21 protein-coding genes are annotated in these 25,423 nt (G+C 61.1%); 11 read left to right on the top strand and 10 right to left on the bottom strand.

Translation table 11 applies throughout. From position 1 onward, the window contains the following. Positions 1-58 precede the first annotated feature (58 nt). The 6 genes from murJ to ispH all read left to right on the top strand — a co-directional run bounded on the left by murJ (position 59) and on the right by ispH (position 7,378). Positions 59-1,597 (top strand): murein biosynthesis integral membrane protein MurJ, encoded by a 1,539-nt coding sequence (gene murJ, locus ACSZPK_RS12665; RefSeq protein WP_437881820.1) that lies wholly within the window; start codon positions 59-61, stop codon positions 1,595-1,597. A 74-nt stretch (positions 1,598-1,671) separates the two neighbouring features. Then, complete coding sequence (gene ribF / locus ACSZPK_RS12660; protein ID WP_437881819.1) at positions 1,672-2,613, top strand: bifunctional riboflavin kinase/FAD synthetase; 942 nt, start codon at positions 1,672-1,674, stop codon at positions 2,611-2,613. A gap of 34 nt (positions 2,614-2,647) precedes the next feature. Beyond that, positions 2,648-5,482 carry an isoleucine--tRNA ligase gene (ileS, locus tag ACSZPK_RS12655; protein WP_437881818.1) on the top strand — a complete coding sequence of 945 codons (2,835 nt, stop codon included), beginning with the start codon at positions 2,648-2,650 and terminating at the stop codon, positions 5,480-5,482. Beyond that, on the top strand, positions 5,475-5,984 hold the full coding sequence (gene lspA / locus ACSZPK_RS12650; RefSeq protein ID WP_437881817.1) for a signal peptidase II: 510 nt from the start codon (positions 5,475-5,477) through the stop codon (positions 5,982-5,984). Before ileS ends, lspA begins: the two co-directional genes overlap by 8 nt. Continuing rightward, positions 5,977-6,417 (top strand): FKBP-type peptidyl-prolyl cis-trans isomerase, encoded by a 441-nt coding sequence (fkpB, locus tag ACSZPK_RS12645; RefSeq protein ID WP_437881816.1) that lies wholly within the window; start codon positions 5,977-5,979, stop codon positions 6,415-6,417. The genes lspA and fkpB overlap by 8 nt, the downstream gene beginning before the upstream one ends. Positions 6,418-6,433: 16 nt before the next feature. Then, the gene (gene ispH, locus ACSZPK_RS12640; RefSeq protein ID WP_437881815.1) at positions 6,434-7,378 is read left to right on the top strand and encodes a 4-hydroxy-3-methylbut-2-enyl diphosphate reductase; all 945 of its coding nucleotides are present in this window, start codon (positions 6,434-6,436) and stop codon (positions 7,376-7,378) included. Between the two features lie 51 nt (positions 7,379-7,429). Here the strand turns inward: ispH and ACSZPK_RS12635 are convergent, their stop codons facing one another. The 7 genes from ACSZPK_RS12635 to ACSZPK_RS12605 all read right to left on the bottom strand — a co-directional run bounded on the left by ACSZPK_RS12635 (position 7,430) and on the right by ACSZPK_RS12605 (position 15,153). After that, on the bottom strand, positions 7,430-7,846 hold the full coding sequence (locus ACSZPK_RS12635; protein ID WP_437881814.1) for a type IV pilin protein: 417 nt from the start codon (positions 7,844-7,846) through the stop codon (positions 7,430-7,432). A 3-nt stretch (positions 7,847-7,849) separates the two neighbouring features. Continuing rightward, positions 7,850-12,226, bottom strand: coding sequence for a pilus assembly protein (locus tag ACSZPK_RS12630; RefSeq protein WP_437881813.1), 4,377 nt, complete (start codon positions 12,224-12,226; stop codon positions 7,850-7,852). A gap of 17 nt (positions 12,227-12,243) precedes the next feature. Beyond that, complete coding sequence (locus ACSZPK_RS12625) at positions 12,244-12,801, bottom strand: pilus assembly PilX family protein (protein ID WP_437881812.1); 558 nt, start codon at positions 12,799-12,801, stop codon at positions 12,244-12,246. After that, positions 12,798-13,595: a PilW family protein gene (locus ACSZPK_RS12620; protein ID WP_437881811.1), complete on the bottom strand. Its 798-nt coding sequence runs from the start codon at positions 13,593-13,595 to the stop codon at positions 12,798-12,800. Before ACSZPK_RS12620 ends, ACSZPK_RS12625 begins: the two co-directional genes overlap by 4 nt. A gap of 2 nt (positions 13,596-13,597) precedes the next feature. Further along, complete coding sequence (pilV, locus tag ACSZPK_RS12615) at positions 13,598-14,131, bottom strand: type IV pilus modification protein PilV (protein ID WP_437881810.1); 534 nt, start codon at positions 14,129-14,131, stop codon at positions 13,598-13,600. A 2-nt stretch (positions 14,132-14,133) separates the two neighbouring features. Then, positions 14,134-14,544, bottom strand: a complete 411-nt coding sequence (locus ACSZPK_RS12610; protein ID WP_437881809.1) for a pilus assembly FimT family protein — start codon at positions 14,542-14,544, stop codon at positions 14,134-14,136. 93 nt (positions 14,545-14,637) lie between these two features. After that, positions 14,638-15,153 (bottom strand): GspH/FimT family protein, encoded by a 516-nt coding sequence (locus ACSZPK_RS12605; RefSeq protein ID WP_437881808.1) that lies wholly within the window; start codon positions 15,151-15,153, stop codon positions 14,638-14,640. 108 nt (positions 15,154-15,261) lie between these two features. On the opposite strand from ACSZPK_RS12605, the gene thiO reads away from it, so the two are divergent. Then, entirely contained in the window at positions 15,262-16,365 is a 1,104-nt protein-coding gene (thiO, locus tag ACSZPK_RS12600) for a glycine oxidase ThiO (protein WP_437881807.1), read from the top strand. Between the two features lie 30 nt (positions 16,366-16,395). On the opposite strand, the gene clpB is transcribed toward thiO, so the two are convergent. The 3 genes from clpB to rluD form a co-directional block, all read right to left on the bottom strand. Then, positions 16,396-18,960 (bottom strand): ATP-dependent chaperone ClpB, encoded by a 2,565-nt coding sequence (gene clpB / locus ACSZPK_RS12595; RefSeq protein WP_437881806.1) that lies wholly within the window; start codon positions 18,958-18,960, stop codon positions 16,396-16,398. Positions 18,961-19,081: 121 nt separating this feature from the next. Then, positions 19,082-19,807, bottom strand: a complete 726-nt coding sequence (gene pgeF, locus ACSZPK_RS12590) for a peptidoglycan editing factor PgeF (RefSeq protein ID WP_437881805.1) — start codon at positions 19,805-19,807, stop codon at positions 19,082-19,084. Then, the gene (gene rluD, locus ACSZPK_RS12585; protein ID WP_437881804.1) at positions 19,807-20,778 is read right to left on the bottom strand and encodes a 23S rRNA pseudouridine(1911/1915/1917) synthase RluD; all 972 of its coding nucleotides are present in this window, start codon (positions 20,776-20,778) and stop codon (positions 19,807-19,809) included. The genes pgeF and rluD overlap by 1 nt, the downstream gene beginning before the upstream one ends. A gap of 133 nt (positions 20,779-20,911) precedes the next feature. On the opposite strand from rluD, the gene ACSZPK_RS12580 reads away from it, so the two are divergent. The 4 genes from ACSZPK_RS12580 (at position 20,912) to ACSZPK_RS12565 (ending at position 25,422) form a co-directional block, all read left to right on the top strand. After that, positions 20,912-21,931, top strand: a complete 1,020-nt coding sequence (locus ACSZPK_RS12580) for an outer membrane protein assembly factor BamD (protein ID WP_437881803.1) — start codon at positions 20,912-20,914, stop codon at positions 21,929-21,931. Positions 21,932-22,268: 337 nt separating this feature from the next. Next, positions 22,269-22,496 carry a PP0621 family protein gene (locus ACSZPK_RS12575; RefSeq protein WP_437881802.1) on the top strand — a complete coding sequence of 76 codons (228 nt, stop codon included), beginning with the start codon at positions 22,269-22,271 and terminating at the stop codon, positions 22,494-22,496. Further along, on the top strand, positions 22,489-24,081 hold the full coding sequence (locus ACSZPK_RS12570) for a sensor histidine kinase (RefSeq protein ID WP_437882010.1): 1,593 nt from the start codon (positions 22,489-22,491) through the stop codon (positions 24,079-24,081). The genes ACSZPK_RS12575 and ACSZPK_RS12570 overlap by 8 nt, the downstream gene beginning before the upstream one ends. 3 nt (positions 24,082-24,084) lie before the next feature. Then, complete coding sequence (locus ACSZPK_RS12565; RefSeq protein WP_437881801.1) at positions 24,085-25,422, top strand: sigma-54-dependent transcriptional regulator; 1,338 nt, start codon at positions 24,085-24,087, stop codon at positions 25,420-25,422. Position 25,423: the final 1 nt, after the last annotated feature.

Raw genomic sequence — 25,423 nt, 5'->3', positions numbered from 1 at the left:
ACTCGACGGCCTTGTGCGCCAATCGCGCTGCGTTGTTTCCAGGGTAAACGCTAACCTCATGAATTTGCTAAAGTCTTTGGCTGCTGTCAGTTCGCTGACGATGCTTTCCCGGATCATGGGGTTTGTTCGCGACACGCTGATCGCGCGGATTTTCGGTGCCGGCGTGGCGTCGGATGCCTGGGTCGTGGCTTTCAAGTTGCCCAACCTGCTGCGACGAATCTTCGCCGAAGGGGCATTTTCCCAGGCATTCGTACCGATCCTGGCGGAATATAAGACCCAGCAGGGCGAGGAGGCCACGCGAACCTTCATCGCCTTCGTCTCGGGTTTGCTGACTCTTGCGCTGGCCATCGTCACCTTGGTCGGCATGCTCGCCGCGCCCTGGATCGTGTGGGTGTCCGCGCCTGGTTTCGCTGATGAGCCGCAACGTTTCTCGCTGACCGTCGATCTGCTGCGCCTGACCTTCCCTTATATATTGCTGATCTCGCTGTCCTCCCTGGCCGGAGCGGTGCTCAACACCTGGAACCGTTTCTCGGTGCCGGCATTCACGCCGACCCTGCTGAATCTCAGCATGATCGGCTTCGCCCTGTTCCTCACGCCCTATTTTGACCCGCCGATCATGGTGCTGGGCTGGGCGGTGCTGGTCGGCGGCCTGCTGCAGTTGCTTTACCAACTGCCGCATCTCAAGCGCATCGGCATGCTCGTGCTGCCGCGCCTGAATCTGCGCGATGCGGGGGTGTGGCGGGTGCTGAAGCAGATGGGGCCGGCGATCTTCGGCGTCTCGGTCAGCCAGGTATCGCTGATCATCAACACCATCTTCGCTTCATTCCTGGTCGCCGGTTCGGTGTCGTGGATGTACTACGCCGACCGTCTGATGGAATTGCCATCGGGCGTGCTCGGTGTTGCCCTGGGGACGATCCTGCTGCCGGCGCTGTCGAAAACCTACGCCAGCTCCAATCGCGACGAGTATTCGCGGTTGCTCGACTGGGGGCTGCGCCTGTGCTTTCTGCTGGTGCTGCCTTGCGCGGTGGCGCTGGCGGTGCTGGCCGAGCCGTTGACTGTCTCGTTGTTCCAGTATGGCAAGTTCACTTCGAACGATTCCTTGATGACCCAGCAGGCGCTGATCGCTTATGCCGTCGGCTTGCTCGGCATCATTCTGGTGAAGATCCTGGCTCCGGGCTTCTATGCCCAGCAGAACATCAAGACACCGGTACGCATCGCCCTGATCACGCTGGTGGTCACGCAACTGCTCAACCTGGTCCTGATCGGCCCGCTTGCCCATGCGGGGTTGGCGTTGTCCATCGGCCTGGCGGCATGCCTGAATGCCGGCCTGCTGTATTGGAAGCTGCGGCGTGGCGGCCTGTTCCAGCCGCAGCCTGGCTGGATGGGATTCCTGCTCAAACTGGTCGTGGCGGTATTGCTGATGGCCGCGGCGTTGCTGGTGGTCATGCAATGGGTGCCGGATTGGGCGCAGGGCGATATGCTCTGGCGTCTGCTGCGCCTCGCTGGGCTGGTTGTGCTTGGCGTGTCGGTTTACTTCGGCGCCTTGCTGGTCCTGGGCTTTCGCCTGCGCCATTTTTCCCGGCGCAGCCTGGGCTAATCGGCTGACGCGCAGCCTGTCGCCCACCGCTCGCTGTGCGTATAATCGGGCACTTTGTAAGCAAGAAGCGCGCTATGCAGCTGGTTAGAGGCCTTCACAATCTGCAAACCCTGACCCAGGGATGTGTCGCCACCATCGGCAATTTCGACGGTGTGCATCGAGGGCATCAGGCTATTCTCGCGCGCCTGCGTGAGCGCGCCATCGAGTTGGGTGTGCCGAGCTGCGTGGTGATTTTCGAGCCACAGCCGCGGGAATTCTTTACCCCGGACAGTGCACCGGTGCGCCTGACCCGCCTGCGTGAGAAGCTGGAGTTGCTGGCGGCCGAAGGCGTGGACCTGGTGTTGTGCCTGGCTTTCAACCGTCGCCTGCGCGAGCTGTCCGCCAGTGCGTTCGTCCAGCAGGTTCTGGTCGAGGGATTGAGGGTTCGGCATCTGGAAGTCGGCGACGATTTCCGCTTCGGTTGCGACCGGCTTGGCGATTTCGCCTTTCTGGTGCATGCGGGAGAGGCGCAAGGCTTCAGCGTCGAAGCAGCGCTGACGGTCGAGCTGGACGGTGAGCGGGTCAGCAGTTCGCGCGTGCGGGACGCTTTGCACAAGGGCGAACTGGAGCGTGCCGAGCGTCTGCTGGGCAGGCCTTTCGCCCTGGCCGGGCGGGTGTTGCACGGGCAGAAACTGGCCCGCCAACTCGGCGCGCCGACTGCCAATGTCCAGCTCAAGAGGCGCCAGCCGCCCTTGCGTGGGGTTTTCCTGGTTTCTGCGCAGGCCGAGGATGGCGTGCGTTATCACGGGGTGGCCAATATCGGCCAGCGGCCAACGGTCGCCGGCGATGGGCGTCCCCATCTGGAAGTGCATCTGCTGGAGTTCGCTGGCGACCTTTACGGCCGGCGCGTCACGGTGACCTTCCATAAAAAGCTGCGGGATGAGCAGCGTTTCGCCTCGCTGGAGGCATTGAAAGCGGCGATAGATGCGGATGTCGCCGCGGCGCGAGCCTATTGGCTCGGCCAACCGCTGGATTGATTGCCGCTCGTACCCATGAAGCCAAGAGCCTGAGATGACCGACTACAAAGCCACGCTGAACCTCCCGGACACTGCCTTCCCGATGAAAGCCGGCCTGCCCCAGCGCGAGCCGCAAACCCTGGCGCGCTGGGACAGCATTGGCCTGTACCAGAAGCTGCGCGAGATCGGCAAGGATCGGCCGTCCTTCGTTCTGCACGATGGCCCGCCCTATGCCAACGGCAGCATTCACATCGGTCATGCGCTGAACAAGATCCTCAAGGACATCATCACCCGTTCCAAGACCCTGGCCGGCTTCGATGCCCCCTACGTGCCGGGCTGGGACTGCCACGGCCTGCCGATCGAGCACAAGGTCGAGACCACCTTCGGCAAGAACCAGCCGGCGGACCTGACCCGCGAGCGCTGCCGCACCTATGCCGCCGAACAGGTAGCCGAACAGAAGGCTGGCTTCATCCGCCTGGGAGTGCTGGGCGAGTGGGACAATCCTTACCTGACCATGAACTTCGCCAACGAGGCCGGTGAAATCCGCGCCCTGGCCGAGATCGTCAAGAACGGCTTCGTGTTCAAGGGCCTGAAACCGGTCAACTTTTGCTTCGATTGCGGTTCGGCCCTGGCCGAGGCCGAGGTCGAGTACCAAGACAAGAAGTCCGAAGCCATCGACGTCGCCTTCCCGGTCGAAGATGCCGAAAAACTGGCCGCCGCTTTCGGTCTGACCAGCCTGAGCAAACCGACTGCCATCGTCATCTGGACCACCACGCCTTGGACCATCCCGGCCAACCAGGCGCTGAACGTCCACCCGGAATTCAACTATGCATTGGTCGACGTCGGTGATCGTCTGCTGCTGCTGGCCGAAGAAATGGTCGAAAGCTGCCTGCAGCGTTACGGTCTGCAAGGCGAAGTCATCGCTACCGTGGCGGGCGCCGAGCTGGAGCTGATCAACTTCCGTCACCCGTTCTACGAGCGTCTGTCGCCGCTCTATCTGGCCGACTACGTCGAGCTGGGCGCCGGCACTGGTATCGTTCACTCCGCACCGGCTTACGGTGAGGACGACTTCTATAGCTGCAAACGCTATGGCATGAGCAACGACGACATCCTTAACCCGGTGCAGAGCAACGGCGTTTATGCCGAGTCGCTGCCGTTCTTTGGCGGCCAGTTCATCTGGAAAGCCACCGCAGACATCCTCGCCAAGCTCGAAGAAGTCGGCGCGCTGCTCAAGCACGAGACCATCAACCACAGCTACATGCATTGCTGGCGTCACAAGACGCCGCTGATCTACCGTGCCACTGCGCAGTGGTTCGTCGGCATGGACAAGCAGCCCAATGAAGGCGGCACCCTGCGTGAGCGCTCGCTGGCAGCCATCGAAGAAACCAAGTTCGTCCCGGCCTGGGGCCAGGCACGTCTGCACAGCATGATCGCTGGCCGTCCGGACTGGTGCATCTCGCGTCAGCGCAACTGGGGTGTGCCGATCCCGTTCTTCACTCATAAAGAGAGTGGCGAACTGCATCCGCGTACGGTCGAACTGATGGAAGAAGTCGCCCAGCGTGTCGAGAAGGACGGCATCGAAGCCTGGTTCAAGCTCGACGCCGCCGAACTGCTGGGTGACGAGGCCGCTCAATACGACAAGAGCCGCGACACCCTCGACGTCTGGTTCGATTCCGGCACCACCCACTGGCACGTGCTACGTGGTTCCCACGCCGAACTGGCGCATGAGAGTGGCCCGGCTGCCGACCTGTACTTGGAAGGTTCCGACCAGCACCGTGGCTGGTTCCATTCCTCTTTGCTGACCGGCTGCGCCATCGACGGCCACGCGCCGTACAAGGAGCTGCTGACCCACGGCTTCACCGTCGACGAGCAGGGCCGCAAGCAGTCCAAGTCCCTGGGCAACGTGGTCGCGCCGCAGAAGGTCATCGACAGCCTGGGCGCCGATATCCTGCGCCTGTGGGTCGCCTCCACCGATTACTCCGGCGAGATGGCGGTATCCGATCAAATCCTGCAGCGCAGCGCCGACGCCTACCGTCGTATCCGCAACACCGCGCGCTTCATGCTGGCCAATCTCAAGGGCTTCGACCCGGCCAAGGATCTGCTGCCGGCCGAGCAGATGATCGCCCTCGACCGCTGGGCGGTGGACGCCACCGCGCGCCTGCAGGCCGAAATCGTCGAGGCCTATGGCGAGTACCGTTTCTGGAACGTCTACTCCAAGCTGCACAACTTCTGCGTGCAGGAACTGGGCGGCTTCTACCTCGATATCATCAAGGATCGCCAGTACACCACCGCAGCCGACAGCGTCGCGCGTCGTTCCTGCCAGACCGCGCTGTTCCACATCAGCGAGGCGCTGGTGCGCTGGATCGCACCGATCCTGTCGTTCACTGCCGACGAAATCTGGCAATACCTGCCGGGTGAGCGTAACGAATCGGTGATGCTCAATACCTGGCATGAAGGCCTCGAACTGCTGCCGGAAGGCTTCGAACTGGATCGCGGCTACTGGGCCAAGGTCACCGAGGTGAAGGCCGCGGTGAACAAGGAGCTGGAAAGCATGCGTGCGGCCAAATCGATTGGCGGCAGCTTGCAGGCCGAGGTCACCCTGTTCGGCGATGAGTCGTTGCAGGCGACCCTGGCCAAGCTGGACGACGAGCTGCGCTTCGCCCTGATCACCTCGGCTGCCAAGGTCGAGCCACTGGCACAGGCGCCAGCCGATGCGGTCGCTACCGAGCTGGGCGGCTTGAAGCTGAAAATCCTCAAGTCCGTCCATGCCAAGTGCGCGCGCTGCTGGCACCACCGCGCCGACGTTGGCAGCCACGCCCTGCATCCCGAGCTGTGCGGGCGCTGCGTGACCAACATCGAAGGCTCGGGTGAGGAGCGCAGGCATGTCTGAGTTGTCGCGCATAGGGCGCTTGTCCTGGCTGTGGCTGACCGTGTTGGTGCTGGTGCTCGATCAGGCTACCAAGCAGATCGTGCTCAACACCCTCGACTATGGTCAGCGGCTGATTCTGATCAACGGCTACTTCGACTGGACCCACGTCTATAACAAGGGCGCCGCGTTCAGCTTCCTGGCTGGCGAGTCGGGCTGGCAGCGCTGGTTCTTCGCCGCCATCGCCGTGGCGGTCAGCGCCGTGCTGATCGTCTGGCTCAAGCGCCTGAAGCCCAGCGAGACCTGGCTGGCCGTAGCCCTGGCGCTGGTACTGGGCGGTGCTCTGGGTAACCTGTATGACCGCATCGTGCTCGGTCATGTGGTCGACTTCATCCTCGTCCACTGGCAGAGCGAATATTACTTCCCGGCCTTCAACCTGGCCGACAGCGCGATCACCGTCGGCGCGGTGATGCTGGCGCTGGACATGTTCAAGAGCAAGAAGTCCGGAGAACCCGTTCATGATTGATGAACAACGCATTGGCTCGGACAAGGTCGTCACCCTGCATTTCGCCCTGAAACTGGCGACCGGTGAAGTGGTGGACACCACCTTCGACAAGCAGCCTGCCACCTTCAAGGTCGGTGACGGCAACCTGCTGCCGGGCTTCGAGGCTGCGCTCTATGGCTTCAAGGCCGGTGACAAGCGCACGCTGCAGATCGAGCCGGAAAACGCCTTCGGCCAGCCCAACCCGCAGAACGTTCAGGTCATGCCGCGAAGCCAGTTCCAGGACATGGAGTTGTCGGAAGGCCTGATGGTGATCTTCAATGATGCAGCGAACACCGAGTTACCGGGCGTAGTGAAGGCGTTCGACGAGGCCCAGGTGACCATCGACTTCAATCATCCGCTGGCAGGCAAGACACTCAGCTTCGACGTGGAAATCATCGAGGTAAAGCCGGCCTGAGGCCGGGGTAGGCAGCATGCAAATCAAACTCGCCAATCCGCGTGGTTTCTGTGCCGGTGTCGACCGTGCCATCGAGATCGTCAACCGGGCCCTGGAAGTCTTCGGCCCGCCGATCTACGTGCGTCACGAAGTGGTGCACAACAAGTTCGTCGTGGAGGACCTGCGCTCCCGTGGCGCGATCTTCGTCGAAGAGCTCGATCAGGTTCCGGACAACGTCATCGTCATCTTCAGCGCCCACGGCGTTTCCCAGGCTGTACGCAAGGAGGCCGATAATCGCGGCCTGAAAGTGTTCGATGCCACTTGCCCATTGGTCACCAAGGTCCACCTGGAAGTGGCGCGCTACAGCCGCGATGGCCGCGAGTGCATCCTCATCGGTCATGAGGGGCACCCGGAAGTCGAAGGCACCATGGGCCAGTACGACGACCGTAATGGCGGCACTATCTATCTGGTCGAAGATGAGCAGGACGTATTTGAGCTTCAGGTGCGTAATCCGGAGAACCTGGCGTTCGTCACCCAGACCACCCTGTCGATGGACGACACCAGTCGGGTGATCGACGCCCTGCGTACCCGTTTCCCCAGTATTGGCGGCCCGCGCAAGGACGACATCTGCTATGCCACCCAGAACCGCCAGGATGCGGTCAAGCAACTGGCAGACGAGTGCGATGTGGTGCTGGTCGTCGGCAGTCCTAATAGCTCCAACTCCAACCGCCTGCGCGAACTTTCCGAGCGCATCGGCACGCCGGCTTACCTGATCGACGGCGCGGATGACATGCACCGTAGCTGGTTCGATGGTATCGCCCGGATCGGCATCACCGCCGGTGCCTCGGCCCCCGAGGTGCTGGTGCGTGGCGTGGTCGAGCGTTTACGTGAGTGGGGGGCGGTTGGCGCGGAAGAACTGGATGGGCGGCCAGAGAACATTACATTCTCCGTGCCGAAGGAATTGCGGATGAAGGCGGTGTGAGTTCACCAATGAAAAACCGGCTTGAATGAGCCGGTTTTTTGTTACGCCCTGTTAGCGCCAGCAGTCGTCTGCTCCTGCCTCCCGATCACCCGTTGCATTAAGTATCAGGTCGCCGCACTTTGTATCGTCGAACTGCGGTTGGGCCGTCAGGGTATAGCCACCGTCGTCATCAACTTTACTGATCGATAATGTGTATTTCCCTGTGTCCGAATTGTTTCCGTTCTTCAGATTCAGCTTGTCGCTGTCGTCTGTCGACGTAATGTATTCATTGTTCTGGGCGAAGTAACGTTCCTCCCGGGCGGCGACATCGGCAAGGAAGGCCTGGCCTTCTGTTCGATAACCGCGTTTCACATAGGCGTCATAGCTTGGATACGCAATCGCGGCCAGGATCGCGATAATGGCCACGACGATCATGACTTCGATCAGGGTAAAGCCTGCCGATAAGTGCCGATACTGGATGTGACGCACCAGTTATTCCTCCTCAGTGTTGATTTGGTGCCAAGTCTGCCGACCTTCTGACACGCCTGCATTCAGCGGCGTTTCTTCGACGCCACTGCCACCACCGCCGCCACCACTATCGCCATTCACATAGACCTTGCCGTTGGAGATCGTGCTGTTGCCGCCGTCAATGACGAATCCAGATATGTTGGCTTCATAGTCGCCATCGCCATCCAGGTCGAACGTCGAGTAGCTCGTAGCACCGCCGCTCTTCGGGTCGATTCCATAGACGGTGCCGCTCATCCCGGCGGAGCAGTCATTGTCTATCGGGGTGATCGTCGTGAGGACAAGCGTATTGCCGTATAGATACATATCGTAGATCAGTCGTTCGCCTGTTTGACTGAAGTCGAAATACCAGCCCCATTTATTGACGTCGCTGTCACCGGTATCCGAGCCCTCGTACCAGTCGACGGTGTTTGTCGACAAGCTGTAGACCGTGCTGCCATCGAAGGTGCTGCTGCTCATGGTCTGCTGCTGCAAGGCGCTACGCGTCTTGCTCTGGGTCAGAGACGTGGTGGTGGCCTGTCCATCCGTTTTGCGATCCCAGATCGCGTAAAGGCTCTCTTGATCTTCGGAAGTCTTGTCCGTGGTCGTCAGATAACGGCCGGTGCCAAATGTCACAAGGTAGCCCAGGCCGCTGCTGTGCTTGGTCAGGGTCGGGGCGGCGGTAATGGGCTGGCGCGAACCGGCACCGTCGCGGGCGGTGTATAACGGCTTGCCATTGAAAGATACGCCGAATTGACTGTCGTTGGCCTCGGCGGTCAAGGGTGAATCGGCACTGGTATCAAGCAGGTTGAAGCGCCAGAGGTTGCCGAGCAGATCGCCAGCATAGGCATAGTCGGCAATGCCATCGCCATTGAAGTCGGAGTCGGTGATGCGCGACAGCCCGTTACCCAGGGACGTCGCCGCCTCGCCAGTGTTCAGTGTCGGGGTCGCTTCGAGCTTGCTGAGGATCTCGCCCGTTTCTATATCCAGCACGAACATTACGGCTTTCAGGGCGTTGCCACTTTCATAGCCGTTGGGGACGAGAGCGACCCATTTGCCGTTGTGCAGGCGGGCGATGTTGGGTTTGGGAACGCTGTAGCCCATGTCCGCGTCTTCTTCGTTGGTGAACTCCCAGAGCAGTTCCGGTTGCTCCGGATCGGTGATATCCAGAGCGAAGACTTCCCGGCCACCCGCGCCGAGGCTGCCTAGCAGGACTTTGTGCCAGGAGCCGTTGAAGTAGACGTCCCGTGCAACGGGCGAACCATCGACAAAATATTGATGTTCGGTTCCATCTTCTTCCCCATAGTCGGAAGCGGTAAGGGCAGGCAGGTTCTCGATTACGGCCGTTGGAATGAAGGCGAATATTTCTGTCCCATTCGACGCGTTGATGGCATGCAGCATGCCATCGTTGGCGCCGACATAGATTACTGCTGGTTTGCTTTCCTGCTGGGTTTTGTAGGTGCTGTAGTTAGTGCTTCCTTCGAGACTGTTGGCCTTGGTCGTGTTGTAGTTTGCACCGTTCACCAATAGCGGGGAGGAATTGATGATATCGCCAAGCAGGGTGGTACGGGTGCGGAACGCGCTATTGCTGCCACCCCGTATAAAGGCTACGCGTGCCTCTCCGTTGGTGTCGGTGGCGCCAGCGCTGGTGCGGTTCAGCAGTGCTTTCTGGGCGCTGCTCAAATTGCTCCAGGTGAAACTGCGTAGACTGTCGTTTTGGGCAAAGTAGATGTTACGGCTACTGGATGAGGTGATGGTCGACGAGGTTTTCCACACCAGAGTCGAGGTGGCCGTGTCGGTTTTTTTCAGATCACCGCTCCAGCCATCGACGTCGAAGCTGGTCGTATAGGTATAGGTCGTGTCCGATACCGTATTGTCCTGGGCAGCTTCGGTGCTGACGGTTGGTGAGGTGACGCTGCTGTTCAGTTGCAGGATGCTGTCGAAGGCCGACTTGAGCTGGGCCTGCAGTTTGGTCGGGTTGCTGACCAGGAAGTAGTTGTCCGGTACCCCGTCATTGTCGGTGTCCCAGGTGGTCAGGTCGCTTTTGCCATACTTGGCGGCGTACCACATGGGGTTTTCCAGGTTGGTGATACCCGTGCTGGCCGAGGCGGTGAAGGTGCGAGTGTGGTAGGCGTTGCGTCCGCTGATGGTCGCGCTGCTGTTCTTCAGGCCGGGCAGGTAGGCGCAACTGCTGGTGTTGGTTACGCAGCCGCTAGCGTCCTTGCCGTCGGGGGTGTCCAGGCTGTAGTGGGTCGTGCCGCTGCCGCCGCCGGTCACTTCCAGGTACACGCCATCTTTGGTGGTGCCGGCGATGGTGTAGCCCATGTGCGACTCGTAGCTGCCCACCGAGTATTCGGTGGTGCTGGTGATCGAGACGCTGTCGTCCGCGTTCAGCTTCACCTCGTACAGGACGATGGCGTCCATATCGTAGTCGCTGTTCTGCGCGGAGTCGTCGTAGACCACGCGGAACTTGTAGTAGGCGCGTCCCCCGTTGACGTTGCTGGCGGCGTTCTTGGTCGAGGTGTTGGCCATGGTGTCCATGTAGAAGCCGGTGATCTGTTCGACCACCTTGTTGTTGCTGACTTCCATGCCGAAGGGCTTGAAGGTCACGGTATTTCCGGCCGTGTTGGTGATCTGGATGTTCGGTAGGGTGGACGACAGCGCCACGGAGAAAGACTGGACAGGGTGACTACCGGACGCGGAGATTTCGTTCTGGCTGCCGAAGTAGGTGACGGCGGCGGTGCTGTAACTACCCTGGCGTGTCGGTTCTTCCGGCAAGCCGCGGATCGTGGCGAAGCTACTGGCGGTCTTGGCGGTAGGGGCTGAATCGTTGGTCGAGCCGGATTGTCCGATGTTCACCGAGACGCTGCTGCCGATTTCCTTGTTCCAGAGCGTCTGGCCAAGGCTGGAAAAGTCGAAGCCGATGTCGGTGGTGGGTTTGCTGTCGGTGCCGAGGCTGCTGCCGGGCACATCGGAGTCGTAGCTGGGGTTGATGTCGCTGACCAGGGTCATGTAGGGCGCCGTGCAACTGGAAATTTTGCTGGTGCTGTAGGGATTGGTCCAGGTGCCGACGCTGGTGAGCTTGAGGTTGGTGTCCGCAGTGCTGGCGGCGTAGGGCGAGTAGGCCGACTTGCCGGCAAAGAAGCGCAGGGTTTCGTAGGCCATCTCGCCCAGCGGGTTGCCCCAGTCGTTGCAGTTGCCGTTGGTCAGCGGGTTGGCGGTGGCGGTGCTGCAACTGTCCGTGTAAATGAGCCGGTCCAGGTTGGCGACTATGCCGTTGGTGTTCGTGTAGGTTCGTGAGGAACTGTTGTTGCTGCTGGTGGTGTTGGTGAGGAAGCGGCCGGTCGAGCTGTTGTACTCGTCGCTGAAGCTATCCGGCGCCTTGCGCAGGGCGCCGCCGCGCAGGTTGTTGGCGTAGGTGCCGGACAGCAGGCCGAAGTACATCTTGTCCGAGGCCCCGTAGTCGTGCAGCAGGCCGGTCGGCTTGTAGTTGCTGCCGTACTGCGTGCAATTGTCCTCCAGCAGTCCGCTGACGCAGGCTTTGACCCGCACGGTGTAATCGTAAGTTGGTGTAATGGTGCTGGTGGTATTGCTGGTACTGGTGATGCTGTTGGTGCCCTGGCTACTTTCCCGCGAGACCCAGCCCCAGATGCGGTAGGTGGAACTGCCCTGCTGACTGCTGGTGATGATGCGCAGTTTGGGCAGTGCACCGTCGCTGTAGCTGGTAATAGATGAAGTTGAGCAGCCACTGCTGGGGCATGAGGTGTTGGCGAACAGGATGTGTTTGCTGTTGGTCGGTTCGCTCAGCGGGGTGTAGTCGGAAACATAGTAGCCGTCGCGGGCGTAGCTCAGATACTCCTTACCCCAACTGTGCGCGTCATTGGGGACGAAGACCCGTTCCAGGACGGTGGTAGTGGCGGTATCGGTGTAGCGGTAGCCGCCGTAGAGTACCTTGCGCAGTACGTCGATACGCGACATGGTCAGGTAGTTGAGATAGTCGCCGCTCCAGCGACCCGTACTGCTCTTGCACTTCTTGTCGGTGGTGGTGGCGGCCGGCGTGAACATACCGTTCGTGCTGTCGTAGCTGTAGCACTTGTAGGAATCGAAGTAGCCGGTGTAGTCGATGTCGGGTTTGTAGTAGATGTCCAGCTCGCCGTCGTCATCGATGTCCGAGGCATCGTTGTAGGCCGGGGCGAATAGCTTGTGGTCCTTGCTGACCACCAGCATGTTCATCGGCGGGACCGACTCGCTGACGAACAGCGGGGTCTGGGCGAGGATATTCGATGAGGCCGACCAGGCGGCCGGCAGGCTGATCGCCAGGCCGAGAATGACGCCGAGGACTGATGCGGCTATCCGTTGAAACATGGCGATCTCCTGGCGGCTCATTGGATAAACAAGGTAACGGTCGAGGTCAGGCACAGGCTGGTCGACAGGCAGGTGTCACTGTCTTCGCCTTCCTTGTAGGACTGGGCGTTTACTTCGTAGTAGAAGCTGCTTCCACTGGAGGCCTCATCGGTTCCCGCGAGTGCATTGCTTGCACCGTTGGCACTTGCCCCGGTGGAACCGGCTGTATAAGGGCCGCCGATGAGTCGGATATACCAGCGTGCCTGGCGATCCAGTTCCGTGTCGCCGTCGAGACCGCTGTATGCAGTAGCGTCGGCGAACGTGTAGTTCTCGTCCGTGGCTTCCCCGTCATAGCAAGGGCTGGTACTGCTCTCTGCACAATCGGTGACGCTCTTGTCATTCGTGATTCTTCTTTCCGCTTCGCGAAGTGCCGATTCGGCGGAGCCCGACAACTTTTTCTGTTCGATCAGGTTTCCGGTTATACGGCTTTCCAGCATGACTTCACGCATGCTGCTGATACCGAGAAGGGTAATGACCAAGAGCATGACCAAGGCAATGAACAGGACGGTACCTTGTTGTTGGCCGGGGAAGTTCATGGCATCAGATTCCTCAAGGTTGTGCTACCGCTGACCATTTGATAGAGCTTATCGTCGTCGCAGTCGAGCTCCTGGCCCGTCAGTTTTTCCCAGTCGCCCATATCATCGGTATTGGCAGAGTTTTCGCACAGCTTGCTTTCGATTCCCTGGGCGAGATTGCTTTGGGTGGCTGTCAGCAACAGCGAGTAACGCAGGCTGCGAATAAAGTCTGCCGCTGCGGGGGCGGGCTTGTATGAGGTCACGGCCTTAGTGTCCGCATCGTCGTTGACACCGAAGTCGAAATAGATGGCTTGCAATCCCGTGACCAGCGACTGGTCGTTGCAGCGGAGTTCCCCATCCTCGTACGTGATCTTTTCCACGATGTTTTCGGACGTATTGAAAGTTTCCGCGTAGGGTTCGGAGAGAGAGCTGCTGCCCGAGAAGGTATTGCCTTCGCAATCGGTTTCGTTTTCATCGCGGGGCTGGTACCTCAGGCAGATGCTTTCATCGTCGACTCTGACGACGACCTGTCCAGCGGCAAATGTGCAGTTATTGACGGTTGCGGCCGGAAAAGCACTGCTCATGTCGCTACGTGGATCACGCCGATAGCCTGCCTTGCTCAACTGGCCTTCGAGGAACATGAGGGCGAAGCGTCCGTTTTCCTGATTTTCGCCCTGCCCTTGCTGGTAGAGATAATTGCGTTTGTTGTCGATGTAGATCTGGGTGACGCCGATTATCAGGAAAGAACTAATCAGCATGGCGACGAGTAATTCAATCAGCGAGAGGCCGTGTTGTTGATGAAAGGAATTGGGCATCTTCATAGTTCCACGCGCAACTGATAGGTGCAGAAGTCTTCGCTCTCTGAATCCAGGCATTCGCCGTTTTTGGTTGCCCAGGCAAGCTGTATTTCTATCGTCGAGCCATCATCGGTGCAGGTCTTGCTCGTTTTGGTTCTGCAGATGTGGAACTGCTCGTTCATCAGGTCGGACGCTCCAGGCAGCGAGGCCTGGGCGCGTGCGGCCCAGCACCCCAGGCGCTCGCTGGCGCTGAGGCTGGCAAGCGAGCTGCAATCCTCGGGCGCATCGGGGAAGTCACTCCCTTCCGCCTTGTAGTAGTCGGATGTGCTCTCGGGAAGACCGTCATCGCTCACGACTGCATCGAGGTCGGCGCGCATCATTTCCAGAAGGTCGTCGGCCAGCGCGGCGGCGGCATTGCGTTGTACCGAATCCTGGGTATAGGCAATGGTGCGTCCTTGCAGGGCGACCATCCCGAGTACTCCGATGCAGATCAGCACGATGGCGACCAGCACCTCAATCAAGCTGAAACCTTGGGCGTTCTTGCTGATGTTCATGCTCAGTCCTGGGTTTTCTTGATTAGTCCTGGCAGGCTCGTACTGATGGTGTATGAGGTGCTGTTTTGGGCGCTCGAAAAAGAGGTGGAGGAAACACTGGCTGTGCCATTGGGATAGAAGGTGATTTTCGCCTCATTGCCTTCTACCGTCACAGAATCCGGCACTTTCATCTCTCGATCGCCAGAACTCCACACCGTATCTGTTTGCGTCACATCGATGGTCTTGCGGAGCGTTACGGCATTGCTGCGTGCCGATATGAGCAAGGCCTGGAACTCATCAGCAGCACTTTTCACACGATTGTTTTCTATCAAACTGTTGAATGCCGGCAGCGCGATGCTGGCGAAAATTGCCAGCAAGGCCACGACGATCATTAGTTCGATAATGGTGAACCCATCACTGCGGTGTCTTGGCATGCTGAAAAACTCCTTTCATCCAGCAGATATGCCAGAGAAACCTTTCAATGACGCTCTCTGTTGGACGAGAGGGAGAACGGGGTGGATGGCCGGTCAGCTTCCCCTGCACGCTGACGAGGCCTTGCTGTTCAGATGTGACGCGGCTACGGTGCGGGCTCTGCCTTGGCGATTCAGAACAATGTTCCAGAGCGCTTGACCATGTTCATCACACAACGTGAACGTGCCGTTGCTGATGCTTGAATGCCCTGATGGTTTGAAGCCTACTGGCTTGGAAAACCCATTCCAGGTCAGGCGCAGGTCGTCTTTGATGCGAATGATCTGGATGACCTTTGCGCTGCTGCGCTCGCGTATCAACCAGCCGTGCTGCCATGAGCCTTCGCACCGCTCGCCGTGTTGTGAGCCACAGAGTTCGACATTGATCTGGTGTTGGATGCTATAAGCCCTGGCGAAATGAAGACTTGCCTTTAGTTTGTCGTGGGTACTCTGGCTGAGACTGGAATGTATCAGGCTCTGTAGATTAGGCAGGCTTATGCATAACGCTATCGATAGGACGAGTAATACGACAAGCAGCTCTACCAGGCTGAACGCCCGATATTGATTTCGGTCCATGGTGCGATTCCTTTTGCACGTATGATTGGCAGCCTTCCTGGCCGCCGGTTCTTTCTAACCCACGGCAGCCCAACGTCAAAGCAGTGGTTATGCAGTTTGAGGTGTGGTTTGAAAAACGAGGTGGTTGTCGTCGGTGCCGGGGCCATCGGTTTGCTCTCGGCTTATCAGTTGGCGCGCTCCGGGGTGTCGGTGACGCTTCTGGAGTCGGGACGGGCGGGCAGGGAGTCCTCCTGGGCGGGAGGAGGGATCGTTTCGCCGCTCTATCCCTGGCGCTACAGCCAGCCGGTTACGGCGCTGGCACATTGGTCGCAGGATTTCTATCCGGGTTTCGCCGACGAACTGGCTGGCCTCAGCGGTATCGATCCCGAGGTGCATGTCACCGGGCTGTACTGGCTGGATCTGGATGATGCCGACCAGGCATTGGCCTGGGCGCAGCAACAAGGGCGCACGTTGCTCGACGTACCGGTCGAGCAGGTCGCCGTTGCGGTACCGCCTCTGGGCGAGGGGTATCGACATGCGCTGCACATGCCCGATGTGGCTAATGTGCGCAACCCACGTTTGGTGCGATCCCTGCGTGAAGCGTTGCTGCGCATGGGCAATGTACGCCTGCTCGAGAATACACCGGTGACCGGCTTCGTCCGGGACGGCACGCGCGTCGTCGGGGTGCGTACTGCTGCTGGAGAGATACGCGGCGAGCGTGTTTTGGTCGCGGCTGGAGCCTGGAGTGGCGAACTGCTGGCGAAGCTCGATCTGCAGGTACCGGTGGAGCCGGTCAAAGGGCAGATGATCCTCTATAAATGCGCCGACGATTTCCTGCCCAGCATGGTATTGGCCAAGGGGCGCTACGCGATTCCCCGTCGTGATGGACACATTCTGGTCGGCAGTACCCTTGAATACGAAGGCTTCGACAAGACGCCCACCGAGATCGCGCTGGGCAGCTTGAGGGCTTCTGCCGAAGAGCTGTTGCCGGCGCTGGCGGATGCCCAGGTGGTTGGGCATTGGGCGGGGCTTCGGCCTGGTTCGCCGAACGGCGTTCCGTTCATCGGCGAGGTCGCAGACTATCCCGGACTCTGGCTGAATTGCGGGCATTTCCGCAATGGCTTGGTGCTGGCTCCGGCCTCATGCCGCTTGTTGGCCGATCTGATGCTGGGGCGTGTGCCGATCATCGACCCGGCGCCTTACGCGCCAGGGCGACGGTTGCGCGCTGACTGAGGCAAGAGCGCCTCAGTCAGCGCCTGGGCGTCAGTTGAAGACGATCTCGTCGCCTTCGACATCGGCCTTGATCGAACCGCCCGCCGAGAACTTGCCGGCGAGGATCATCTGCGCCAGCGGGTTCTCGATCCAGCGTTGCACCGCACGCTTGAGCGGACGGGCGCCGTAGACCGGGTCGTAGCCGATCCCCACCAGCTTATCCAGCGCCGCCGGCGACAGCTCGAGCGACAGCTCGCGCTCGGCCAGGCGATTGCGCAGGCGTTGCATCTGAATCTCGGCGATGCCGGCGATCTGTTCGCGGGCCAGCGGTTCGAACACCACCACTTCGTCGATACGGTTGACGAACTCCGGACGGAAATGGCTGCTCACCGCATCCATCACCGCCGCGCGCTGGCCTTCGGGGTCGCCGACCAGTTCCTGGATCTGCGCCGAGCCCAGGTTGGAGGTCATCACCACCACGGCGTTGCGGAAGTCCACCGTACGCCCCTGGCTGTCGGTCAGGCGACCGTCGTCGAGGACCTGCAGGAGGATGTTGAAGACATCCGGGTGCGCTTTCTCCACTTCGTCCAGCAGGATCACCGAGTACGGGCGACGGCGCACGGCTTCGGTCAGGTAGCCGCCTTCCTCGTAACCGACGTAGCCGGGTGGTGCACCGATCAGGCGAGCTACGGAGTGTTTCTCCATGAACTCGGACATGTCGATGCGCACCATCGCCTCCTCGGTATCGAAGAGGAATTCGGCCAGGGCCTTGCACAGCTCGGTCTTGCCGACGCCGGTTGGGCCGAGGAACAGGAACGAGCCGCTGGGCCGGTTCGGGTCGGACAAGCCGGCACGGGAGCGGCGCACCGCGTTGGCCACGGCAACCACGGCTTCGTTCTGGCCGATTACCCGCTTGTGCAACTCGTCTTCCATGCGCAGCAGCTTGTCGCGCTCGCCTTCGAGCATCTTGCTCACCGGAATGCCGGTCCACTTGGAGACCACCTCGGCGATCTCTTCGTCGGTGACCTTGTTGCGCAGCAACTGGTTCTCCGGCTTGCCGTGCTGGTCGACCATCTGCAGGCTGCGCTCCAGGTCGGGAATCACGCCGTATTGCAGTTCGGCCATGCGGTTGAGGTCGCCCTTGCGCCGCGCGGCTTCCAGCTCGATCTTCGACTGTTCGATCTTCTGTTGCAGTTGCGCGGAGCCTTGTACCTCGGCTTTTTCGGACTTCCAGATTTCTTCCAGGTCGGCATATTCCTGCTGCAGCTTGTCGATCTCTTCTTCGAGCTTGGCCAGGCGTTTACGCGCACCTTCATCTTCTTCTTTCTTCAGCGCCTGGCGCTCGACCTTCAACTGAATCAGGCGACGATCCAGGCGGTCCAGGGCCTCGGGCTTGGAGTCGATTTCCATGCGGATGCGGCTGGCGGCCTCGTCGATCAGGTCGATGGCCTTGTCCGGCAGTTGCCGATCGGTGATGTAGCGATGGCTGAGCTTGGCGGCGGCGATGATCGCACCATCGGTGATGGTGACCTTGTGGTGCACCTCGTAGCGTTCCTTGAGGCCCCGCAGGATGGCGATGGTGTCTTCTTCGCTCGGCTCGTCGACCAGCACTTTCTGGAAGCGTCGCTCCAGGGCCGCGTCCTTCTCTATATATTGACGGTACTCGTCGAGGGTGGTCGCGCCGACGCAATGCAACTCGCCGCGGGCCAGGGCCGGCTTGAGCATGTTGCCGGCATCCATCGCGCCCTCGGCCTTGCCCGCGCCGACCATGGTATGCAGTTCGTCGATGAACAGGATGATGCGGCCTTCCTGCTTGGACAGCTCATTGATCACCGCTTTCAGGCGCTCTTCGAACTCGCCGCGGAACTTGGCACCGGCGATCAACGCGCCCATGTCCAGCGCCAGCAGGCGTTTGTCCTTCAGGCCGTCTGGCACTTCGCCGTTGACGATACGCTGGGCCAGGCCCTCGACGATGGCGGTCTTGCCCACGCCGGGCTCGCCGATCAGGACCGGGTTGTTCTTGGTCCGCCGTTGCAGGACCTGGATGGTGCGGCGGATTTCGTCGTCGCGGCCGATCACCGGGTCGAGCTTGCCGTCCTCGGCGCGCATGGTCATGTCGACGGTGTACTTGTCCAGGGCCTGGCGCGACTCCTCGGCGTTGGGGTCGTTGACCGCTTCGCCGCCGCGCAGGTTGGCCACGGCGTTTTCCAGAGCCTTGCGCGACACGCCTTGACCGAGCAACAGCTTGCCGAGCTTGGTGTTCTCATCCATTGCCGCCAGCAGCACCAGTTCGCTGGAGATGAACTGGTCGCCTTTCTGCTGCGCCAGGCGGTCGGCCTGGTTGAGCAGGCGCGCCAGATCCTGGGATAGGTTCACGTCGCCGGTGGGGTTCTGGATCTTCGGCAACTGGTCCAGCTCTTTGGTCAACGCCTGGCGCAGGCTGTTGATGTCGAAGCCGACCTGCAGCAGCAGCGGCTTGATCGAGCCGCCCTGTTGTTCGAGCAGCGCCTGCATCAGGTGCAGCGGTTCGATGGCCGGGTGGTCGAGGCCGACGGCGATGGACTGGGCATCGGAAAGTGCAAGTTGCAGCTTGCTGGTCAAACGGTCGATTCGCATGGATATGTCCTTCCTTCGTATAAGAGAGCCTGAGCGGTCAATTGCTCAATGACGAGGCTCCGAGATGAAGACTAGATGAGGACAGTTTTGTGCGATTCAAGCGCAGCGGCGTTGATTCAGGTCAGTCGACCAGCCACACCAGGGAAGCGAAACGCCCGGTACGCGCGGCGCGGCGGTAGGAAAAGAAGCGCGGATCACTGACCGTACAGAAGCCGCCGCCATGGACGGACGTCACGCCCTGGGCGGCCAGGCGGATGCGGGCCAGTTGATAGATGTCGGCCAGGTATTTGCCCGGATGGGCGCCGGCGCGAAATGCCGAGTCAGCCTGAGGATGAGTGGAAACGAAGGCTTCGCGCACTTCGGCGCCGACCTCGAAGGCATCCGGGCCGATGGCGGGGCCGAGCCAGACCAGCACGTCCTGTGGCTCAGCGAATGTCGCCAGGGTGGCTTCCAATACGCCGTTGGCCAGGCCCCGCCACCCCGCGTGGGCGGCGGCGACACGCGTGCCTGCGCGGTCGCAGAACAGTGCCGGCAGGCAATCGGCGGTCATTACCAGGCTGGCGACGCCAGGGGTGGCGCTCCAACTGGCGTCGGCTTCCTCTACCTGTGAGGCGCTCGCTTCGACCGCTCTCACGCCATGCACCTGGCGCAGCCAGGTCGGCTGGCAGTCGAGTGCGGTTGCCAGGTGCTGGCGATTATGGGCCACCGCCAGCGGATCATCGCCGACGTGGTCGCCAAGGTTGAAACTGTCGAAGGGGGGCTGGCTGATCCCGTTTGCCCGGGTGGTCACGCAGGCCCGCACATTCCGCGGCGCGGGCCAGTCGGGCAGCAGCCAGTCGCTGGCCATCAGACGAAGGACTCGTTGTCCTGGCGCAGCAGGCTGAGCAGCCAGACCAGATCGTCCGGCAGTTCGGACTTCCACTTCATGCGCTCGCCGGTGACCGGGTGCTCCAGTTCGAGGAAGCGCGCGTGCAGCGCCTGGCGCGGAAACTCGCGCAAGGTCTGCACCAGCGTCGGGCTGGCGGCAGGCGGAATGCGGAAGCGTCCGGCGTACAGCGGATCGCCTACCAGCGGATAGCCGACGTGGGTCATGTGCACGCGAATCTGGTGGGTGCGGCCGGTTTCCAGCTTGACCCGCACATGGGTGTGCGAGCGGAAGCGTTCCAGCACTCGATAGTGGGTGACTGCGGGCTTGCCGCCGTCGACCACGGCCATGCGCTGGCGGTTGGCCGAGCTGCGGCCGATTGGCGCGTCGATCTTGCCGCCCGAAGTGATCACGCCGATGGTGATGCATTCATAGATTCGGCTGACGGTGCGTTTCTGCAACTGGTCGACCAGCCTGGTCTGGGCTTGCAGGGTCTTGGCCACCACCATCAGGCCGGTGGTGTCCTTGTCCAGGCGGTGGACGATGCCGGCGCGTGGCACGTTGATGATGTCCGGCACATGGTGCAGCAACGCGTTGAGCAGGGTGCCATCGGCATGCCCGGCAGCGGGGTGGACCACCAGCCCGGCGGGCTTGTCGATCACCAGCAGGTGCTCGTCCTCGTAGACGATGTTCAGCGCGATGTCCTGCGCGATCCATTCGCCCTGAGCTTCCTGCTCGGCCTCGAGCGCCAGCACGGCGCCGCTGTGGACCACGTCGCGCGGGCGCAGGACCGTGCCGTCGACCGTCAGCCGGCCATCCTTGATCCAGCTGGAGAGGCGCGAGCGCGAGTATTCGTCGAACAGTTGCGCGGCGACCTGATCCAGGCGCTGGCCGCCCAGTTCGGAAGGCACTTCGGCGGTGAGTTGGATCAGTTGTGGGGAATCTTCAGACATGGGCCACTGGCAGAGGTTTTCGGCTTTTGGTTTCGGCGGCACGCTGTGGTTAAATACGGCGTCTTTGTCCCGGGGTTCCGGGGCGCCCATCATATCAGGACGGCCTAGGGCCGTCACAGGGACGCAAGCCACCATGCAAGTGAAACACCTGCTGTTGATCGCTCTCCTCGCCATTACTGCCGCCTGCTCGTCCAACAAGCCGGAAGTGGACGAAAACCTGGGCGAGACCGCGCTGTACCAGCAGGCCCAGGATGACCTGAACAACGGCAGCTACACCAATGCGGTTGCCAAGCTCAAGGCCCTGGAGTCGCGCTATCCCTTCGGCCGCTATGCCGAGCAGTCGCAACTGGAACTGATCTACGCCTATTACAAGAATGCCGAGCCGGAAGCCTCCAAGTCGGCTGCCGACCGCTTCATCCGCCTGCATCCGCAGCACGCGAACGTCGACTATGCCTACTACCTGAAAGGCCTGTCTTCGTTCGACCAGGATCGTGGCCTGCTTGCCCGCTTCCTGCCGCTGGACATGACCAAGCGTGATCCGGGTGCTGCCCGCGACTCGTTCAACGAGTTCGCCCAGCTCACCAGCCGCTACCCGAACAGCCGCTACGCCCCGGATGCCAAGGCGCGGATGATCTACCTGCGCAACCTGCTGGCGGCCTATGACATTCACGTCGCCCACTACTACCTGCAGCGCCAGGCCTACGTGGCCGCGGCCAATCGTGGTCGCTACGTGGTGGAGAACTTCCAGGAGACCCCGGCCGTAGGCGACGGCCTGGCGGTGATGGTCGAGGCTTATCAGCGCCTGGAACTGAACGACCTGGCCGATAGCAGCCTTGAAGCGCTGAAGCTGAACTACCCGGATCACCCGAGCATCAAGGACGGCAAGTTCGTTCCCCAGGAAGACGAAGTGGACAACCGCTCCTGGCTGGCCAAGGCCACACTGGGCCTGATCGAGTCCGATGCGCCGCTGCCGCCGGGCGAAACCCGTGCCAGCCAGGACGTGATCCGCCAGTACGAAGATGCCGCCGAGCAGATCCCGAGCGAGCTGAAGCCGGAAAACCAGAGTGCCGTCGAAGAAGAGCAGCGCGAGGCCGAAGGCAACAACAGTGATCGTTCCTGGTTCAGCTACATGACCTTCGGTATCTTCGATTGATATCGAGCAGGTTGGAATAAAGGAGGCTACGGCCTCCTTTTTCTTTTGCGGCTGGATGGGGCGAGTTTTCAATCCGGCTGGTTCTTGCTGCCCGCCATTACCAATGCCGAGCGCTGGACAAGCTGAGGGTGGCGCGCACGTCTCGCGTCACCCGGCAAAACGGACGGCCAGAAGCCATCAGCCTCTGATGCGCATGGTGCTTTTCCGCGAAAGTGTGAACGTATCAGCGTCAATACTCTTTTCGGCACAAACTGCCGCACAACGTCGCAAGCAAGTGCTGCGCAGCAGCCATTACCTTGGCTACACTGCGGGACTGCCTTCATTCCATGAGTCCGCCATGTTCCGCCTGCTGTTCTGGTTCGCCGTGATCGCCCTGGCCGTTTGGGCCTGGCGTCGTTTCAATAGCCCTCGTCCGCCCAAGGCTGCCCCGGAGGCCGAGGCGGCACCCATGGTCCGTTGCGCGGTGTGCGGTGTCCATGTGCCGAAGAGCCAGGCACTAACCCATGAGAACCGCTGGTACTGCGGCCAGCCTCATCTGCAAGAAGGCTCCCGTCACGGTGAGTAATGAGCAACTCGCTCTGGGCGGTGTTCAGGGGCGGCGCATCCTCGGCCTTTATCACCTGTACCGGCTGATCGTCGGCGGCGCGATGCTGGTACTGATCTACAGCGACCTGGATGATCAGGTGCTGAGCATGGTCAACGAGAACCTGTTCCGTAACGTTGCCTGGCTTTATCTGATCGCCAACCTGCTGATTGCCGCGACGGTTCGCCAGGTTCGCCACCTGATGCAGATATTCAGCCTGGCGCTGACCGATGTGATCATGCTCAGCGTGTTGTTCTACGCCGGTGGCGGCATTCCCAGTGGGATCGGCAACCTGCTGATCGTCTCGGTGGCCATCGCCAATATCCTGCTGCGTGGGCGTATTGGTCTGCTGATTGCCGCAGTGGCGTCCAGCGGCATGATTTACCTGACCTTCTATTTGAGCATCAGCCACCCAGCGGCCGCCACGCAGTACGTTTCGGCCGGGTCTCTCGGTGCTCTCAGTTTCGCCGCGGCGATCTTCCTGCAACGCATCACCCGCAAGCTCAAGCAGAGTGAAATTCTGGCCGAGCAGCGCGCGACCGACGTTGCCAACCTCGAAGCGCTCAATGCCCTGATCATCCAGCGCATGCGTACCGGCGTCCTGGTCCTGGACAGCAGTCACCGCGTCTTGCTGGCCAACCAGGGGGCACTGAGCCTGACCGGCTGCAATGATCTCAGCGGACGAATCATCGACCCGCATTGCCCGGAGTTGCTCAGCAGCCTCTATCAGTGGCAGAGCAACCCGACCCTGCGCACGCGAAGCCTGCAGATCAGCGCCGACGGCCCGATGGTGCAGCCGAGCTTTATCGCCCTGCAGCGCGGCAGCTCACAGCACACCCTGGTATTTCTCGACGACATCTCGCAGATCACCCAGCAGGCGCAACAACTCAAGCTGGCGTCCCTCGGACGCCTCACTGCGGGCATCGCCCATGAGATCCGCAACCCGCTGGGGGCCATCAGCCACGCCGCGCAGTTGTTGCAGGAGTCGGAGGAGCTGGTCGGGCCTGATCGACGCCTGGCGCAGATCATCCAGGACCACTCGCGGCGCATGAACCTGGTGATCGAGAATGTCCTGCAATTGTCCAGGCGGCGTCAGTCGGAGCCTCAACTGCTCGACCTGAAATATTGGCTGCATCGTTTCGCCAGTGAGTTCCGCACCACCGCCAAGGCCGACCAGACCCTGCACCTGGAAACCCGTGGCCGTGGCCTGCAGACCCGCATGGACCCGAACCAGTTGACCCAGGTATTGACCAACCTGGTGCAGAACGGCCTGCGCTACAGCGCCCAGAAAAACAGCCAGGGCCAGGTCTGGCTGCGGCTGTTCCGTGACGAAGAAAGTGACCTGCCTGTACTCGAGATCCTGGACGACGGGCCAGGCGTGCCGCCGGAGCAGACCCAGCAACTGTTCGAGCCCTTCTTTACCACTGACGTCAAGGGCACCGGCCTGGGCCTGTACATTTCCCGCGAGCTTTGCGAAAGCAACCAGGCCCGCCTTGATTACAAACTTCGAGAAGAGGGCGGCAGCTGTTTTCGCGTCATCTTCGCCCATCCACGCAAACTGAGTTGACCCATGAGCACACGGCAAAGAGCCCTGATCGTCGATGACGAGCCTGATATCCGCGAACTCCTGGAAATCACCCTGGGCCGAATGAAGCTCGACACCCGCAGCGCCCGCAACGTCAAAGAAGCCCGTGAATGGCTTGCGCGAGAGCCCTTCGATCTGTGCCTGACCGACATGCGCCTGCCCGATGGCACCGGCATGGACCTGATCCAGTACATCCAGCAGCGCCATGCACAGATGCCGGTGGCGATGATCACCGCCTACGGCAGCCTCGATACCGCGATCAACTCGCTCAAGGCCGGTGCTTTCGACTTCCTGACCAAGCCCGTCGACCTGGGGCGACTGCGTGAGCTGGTCGCCACCGCTCTGCGCATTCGCGGCGGCGACGAGAGCGGCCCGGTGGATACGCGTTTGCTGGGTGACTCCCCGCCCATGAAGGCACTGCGTAACCAGATCCAGAAGCTGGCTCGCAGCCAGGCGCCGGTCTACATCAGTGGTGAGTCGGGCAGCGGCAAGGAGCTGGTGGCCCGGCTTATCCACGAGCAAGGGCCGCGTACCGAACAGCCTTTCGTGCCGGTCAACTGTGGCGCGATTCCATCCGAACTGATGGAGAGTGAGTTCTTCGGCCACAAGAAGGGCAGTTTCACGGGCGCGATCGAAGATAAGCAGGGCCTGTTCCAGGCCGCCAACGGCGGCACTCTGTTCCTCGACGAAGTGGCCGACCTGCCACTGCCGATGCAGGTCAAGCTGTTGCGCGCGATCCAGGAAAAAGCCGTGCGTGCCGTGGGCGGGCAGCAGGAAGTGGTGGTCGACGTACGCATCCTCAGTGCCACGCATAAGGACCTGGCGGCGGAAGTGGCTGCCGGTCGTTTCCGCCAGGACCTGTTCTATCGCCTCAACGTCATCGAACTGCGGGTTCCACCGCTGCGTGAGCGCCGCGAGGATATCGCCCAGTTGGCTGAAGCTGTGCTGCGTCGGCTTACCGAAGGCAGTGGCCTGCCGGCCACGCGCCTGACCAGCGAAGCCCTGGACAAGCTCAAGGCCTACCGCTTTCCTGGCAACGTGCGCGAGTTGGAGAACATGCTCGAGCGTGCGCACACCCTGTGCGAGGACGATCAGATCAAGCCCACTGACCTGCGCCTGGCCGAAGGCTGTAATGGTGGCGAGGCGGGTGAGGCGTCGTTGGCGCAGATCGATAATCTCGAAGACTACCTTGAAGACATCGAGCGCAAGCTGATCATGCAGGCATTGGAGGAAACCCGTTGGAACCGCACCGCGGCCGCCCAGCGCCTGGGCCTGACCTTCCGCTCGATGCGCTACCGGTTGAAGAAGCTCGGGATTGATTGAT

Origin of the sequence: Pseudomonas sp. LRF_L74, from assembly GCF_965644255.1 — a bacterium.
GTDB lineage: Bacteria > Pseudomonadota > Gammaproteobacteria > Pseudomonadales > Pseudomonadaceae > Aquipseudomonas.
This window is presented reverse-complemented; position numbering and strand designations above follow the sequence as displayed.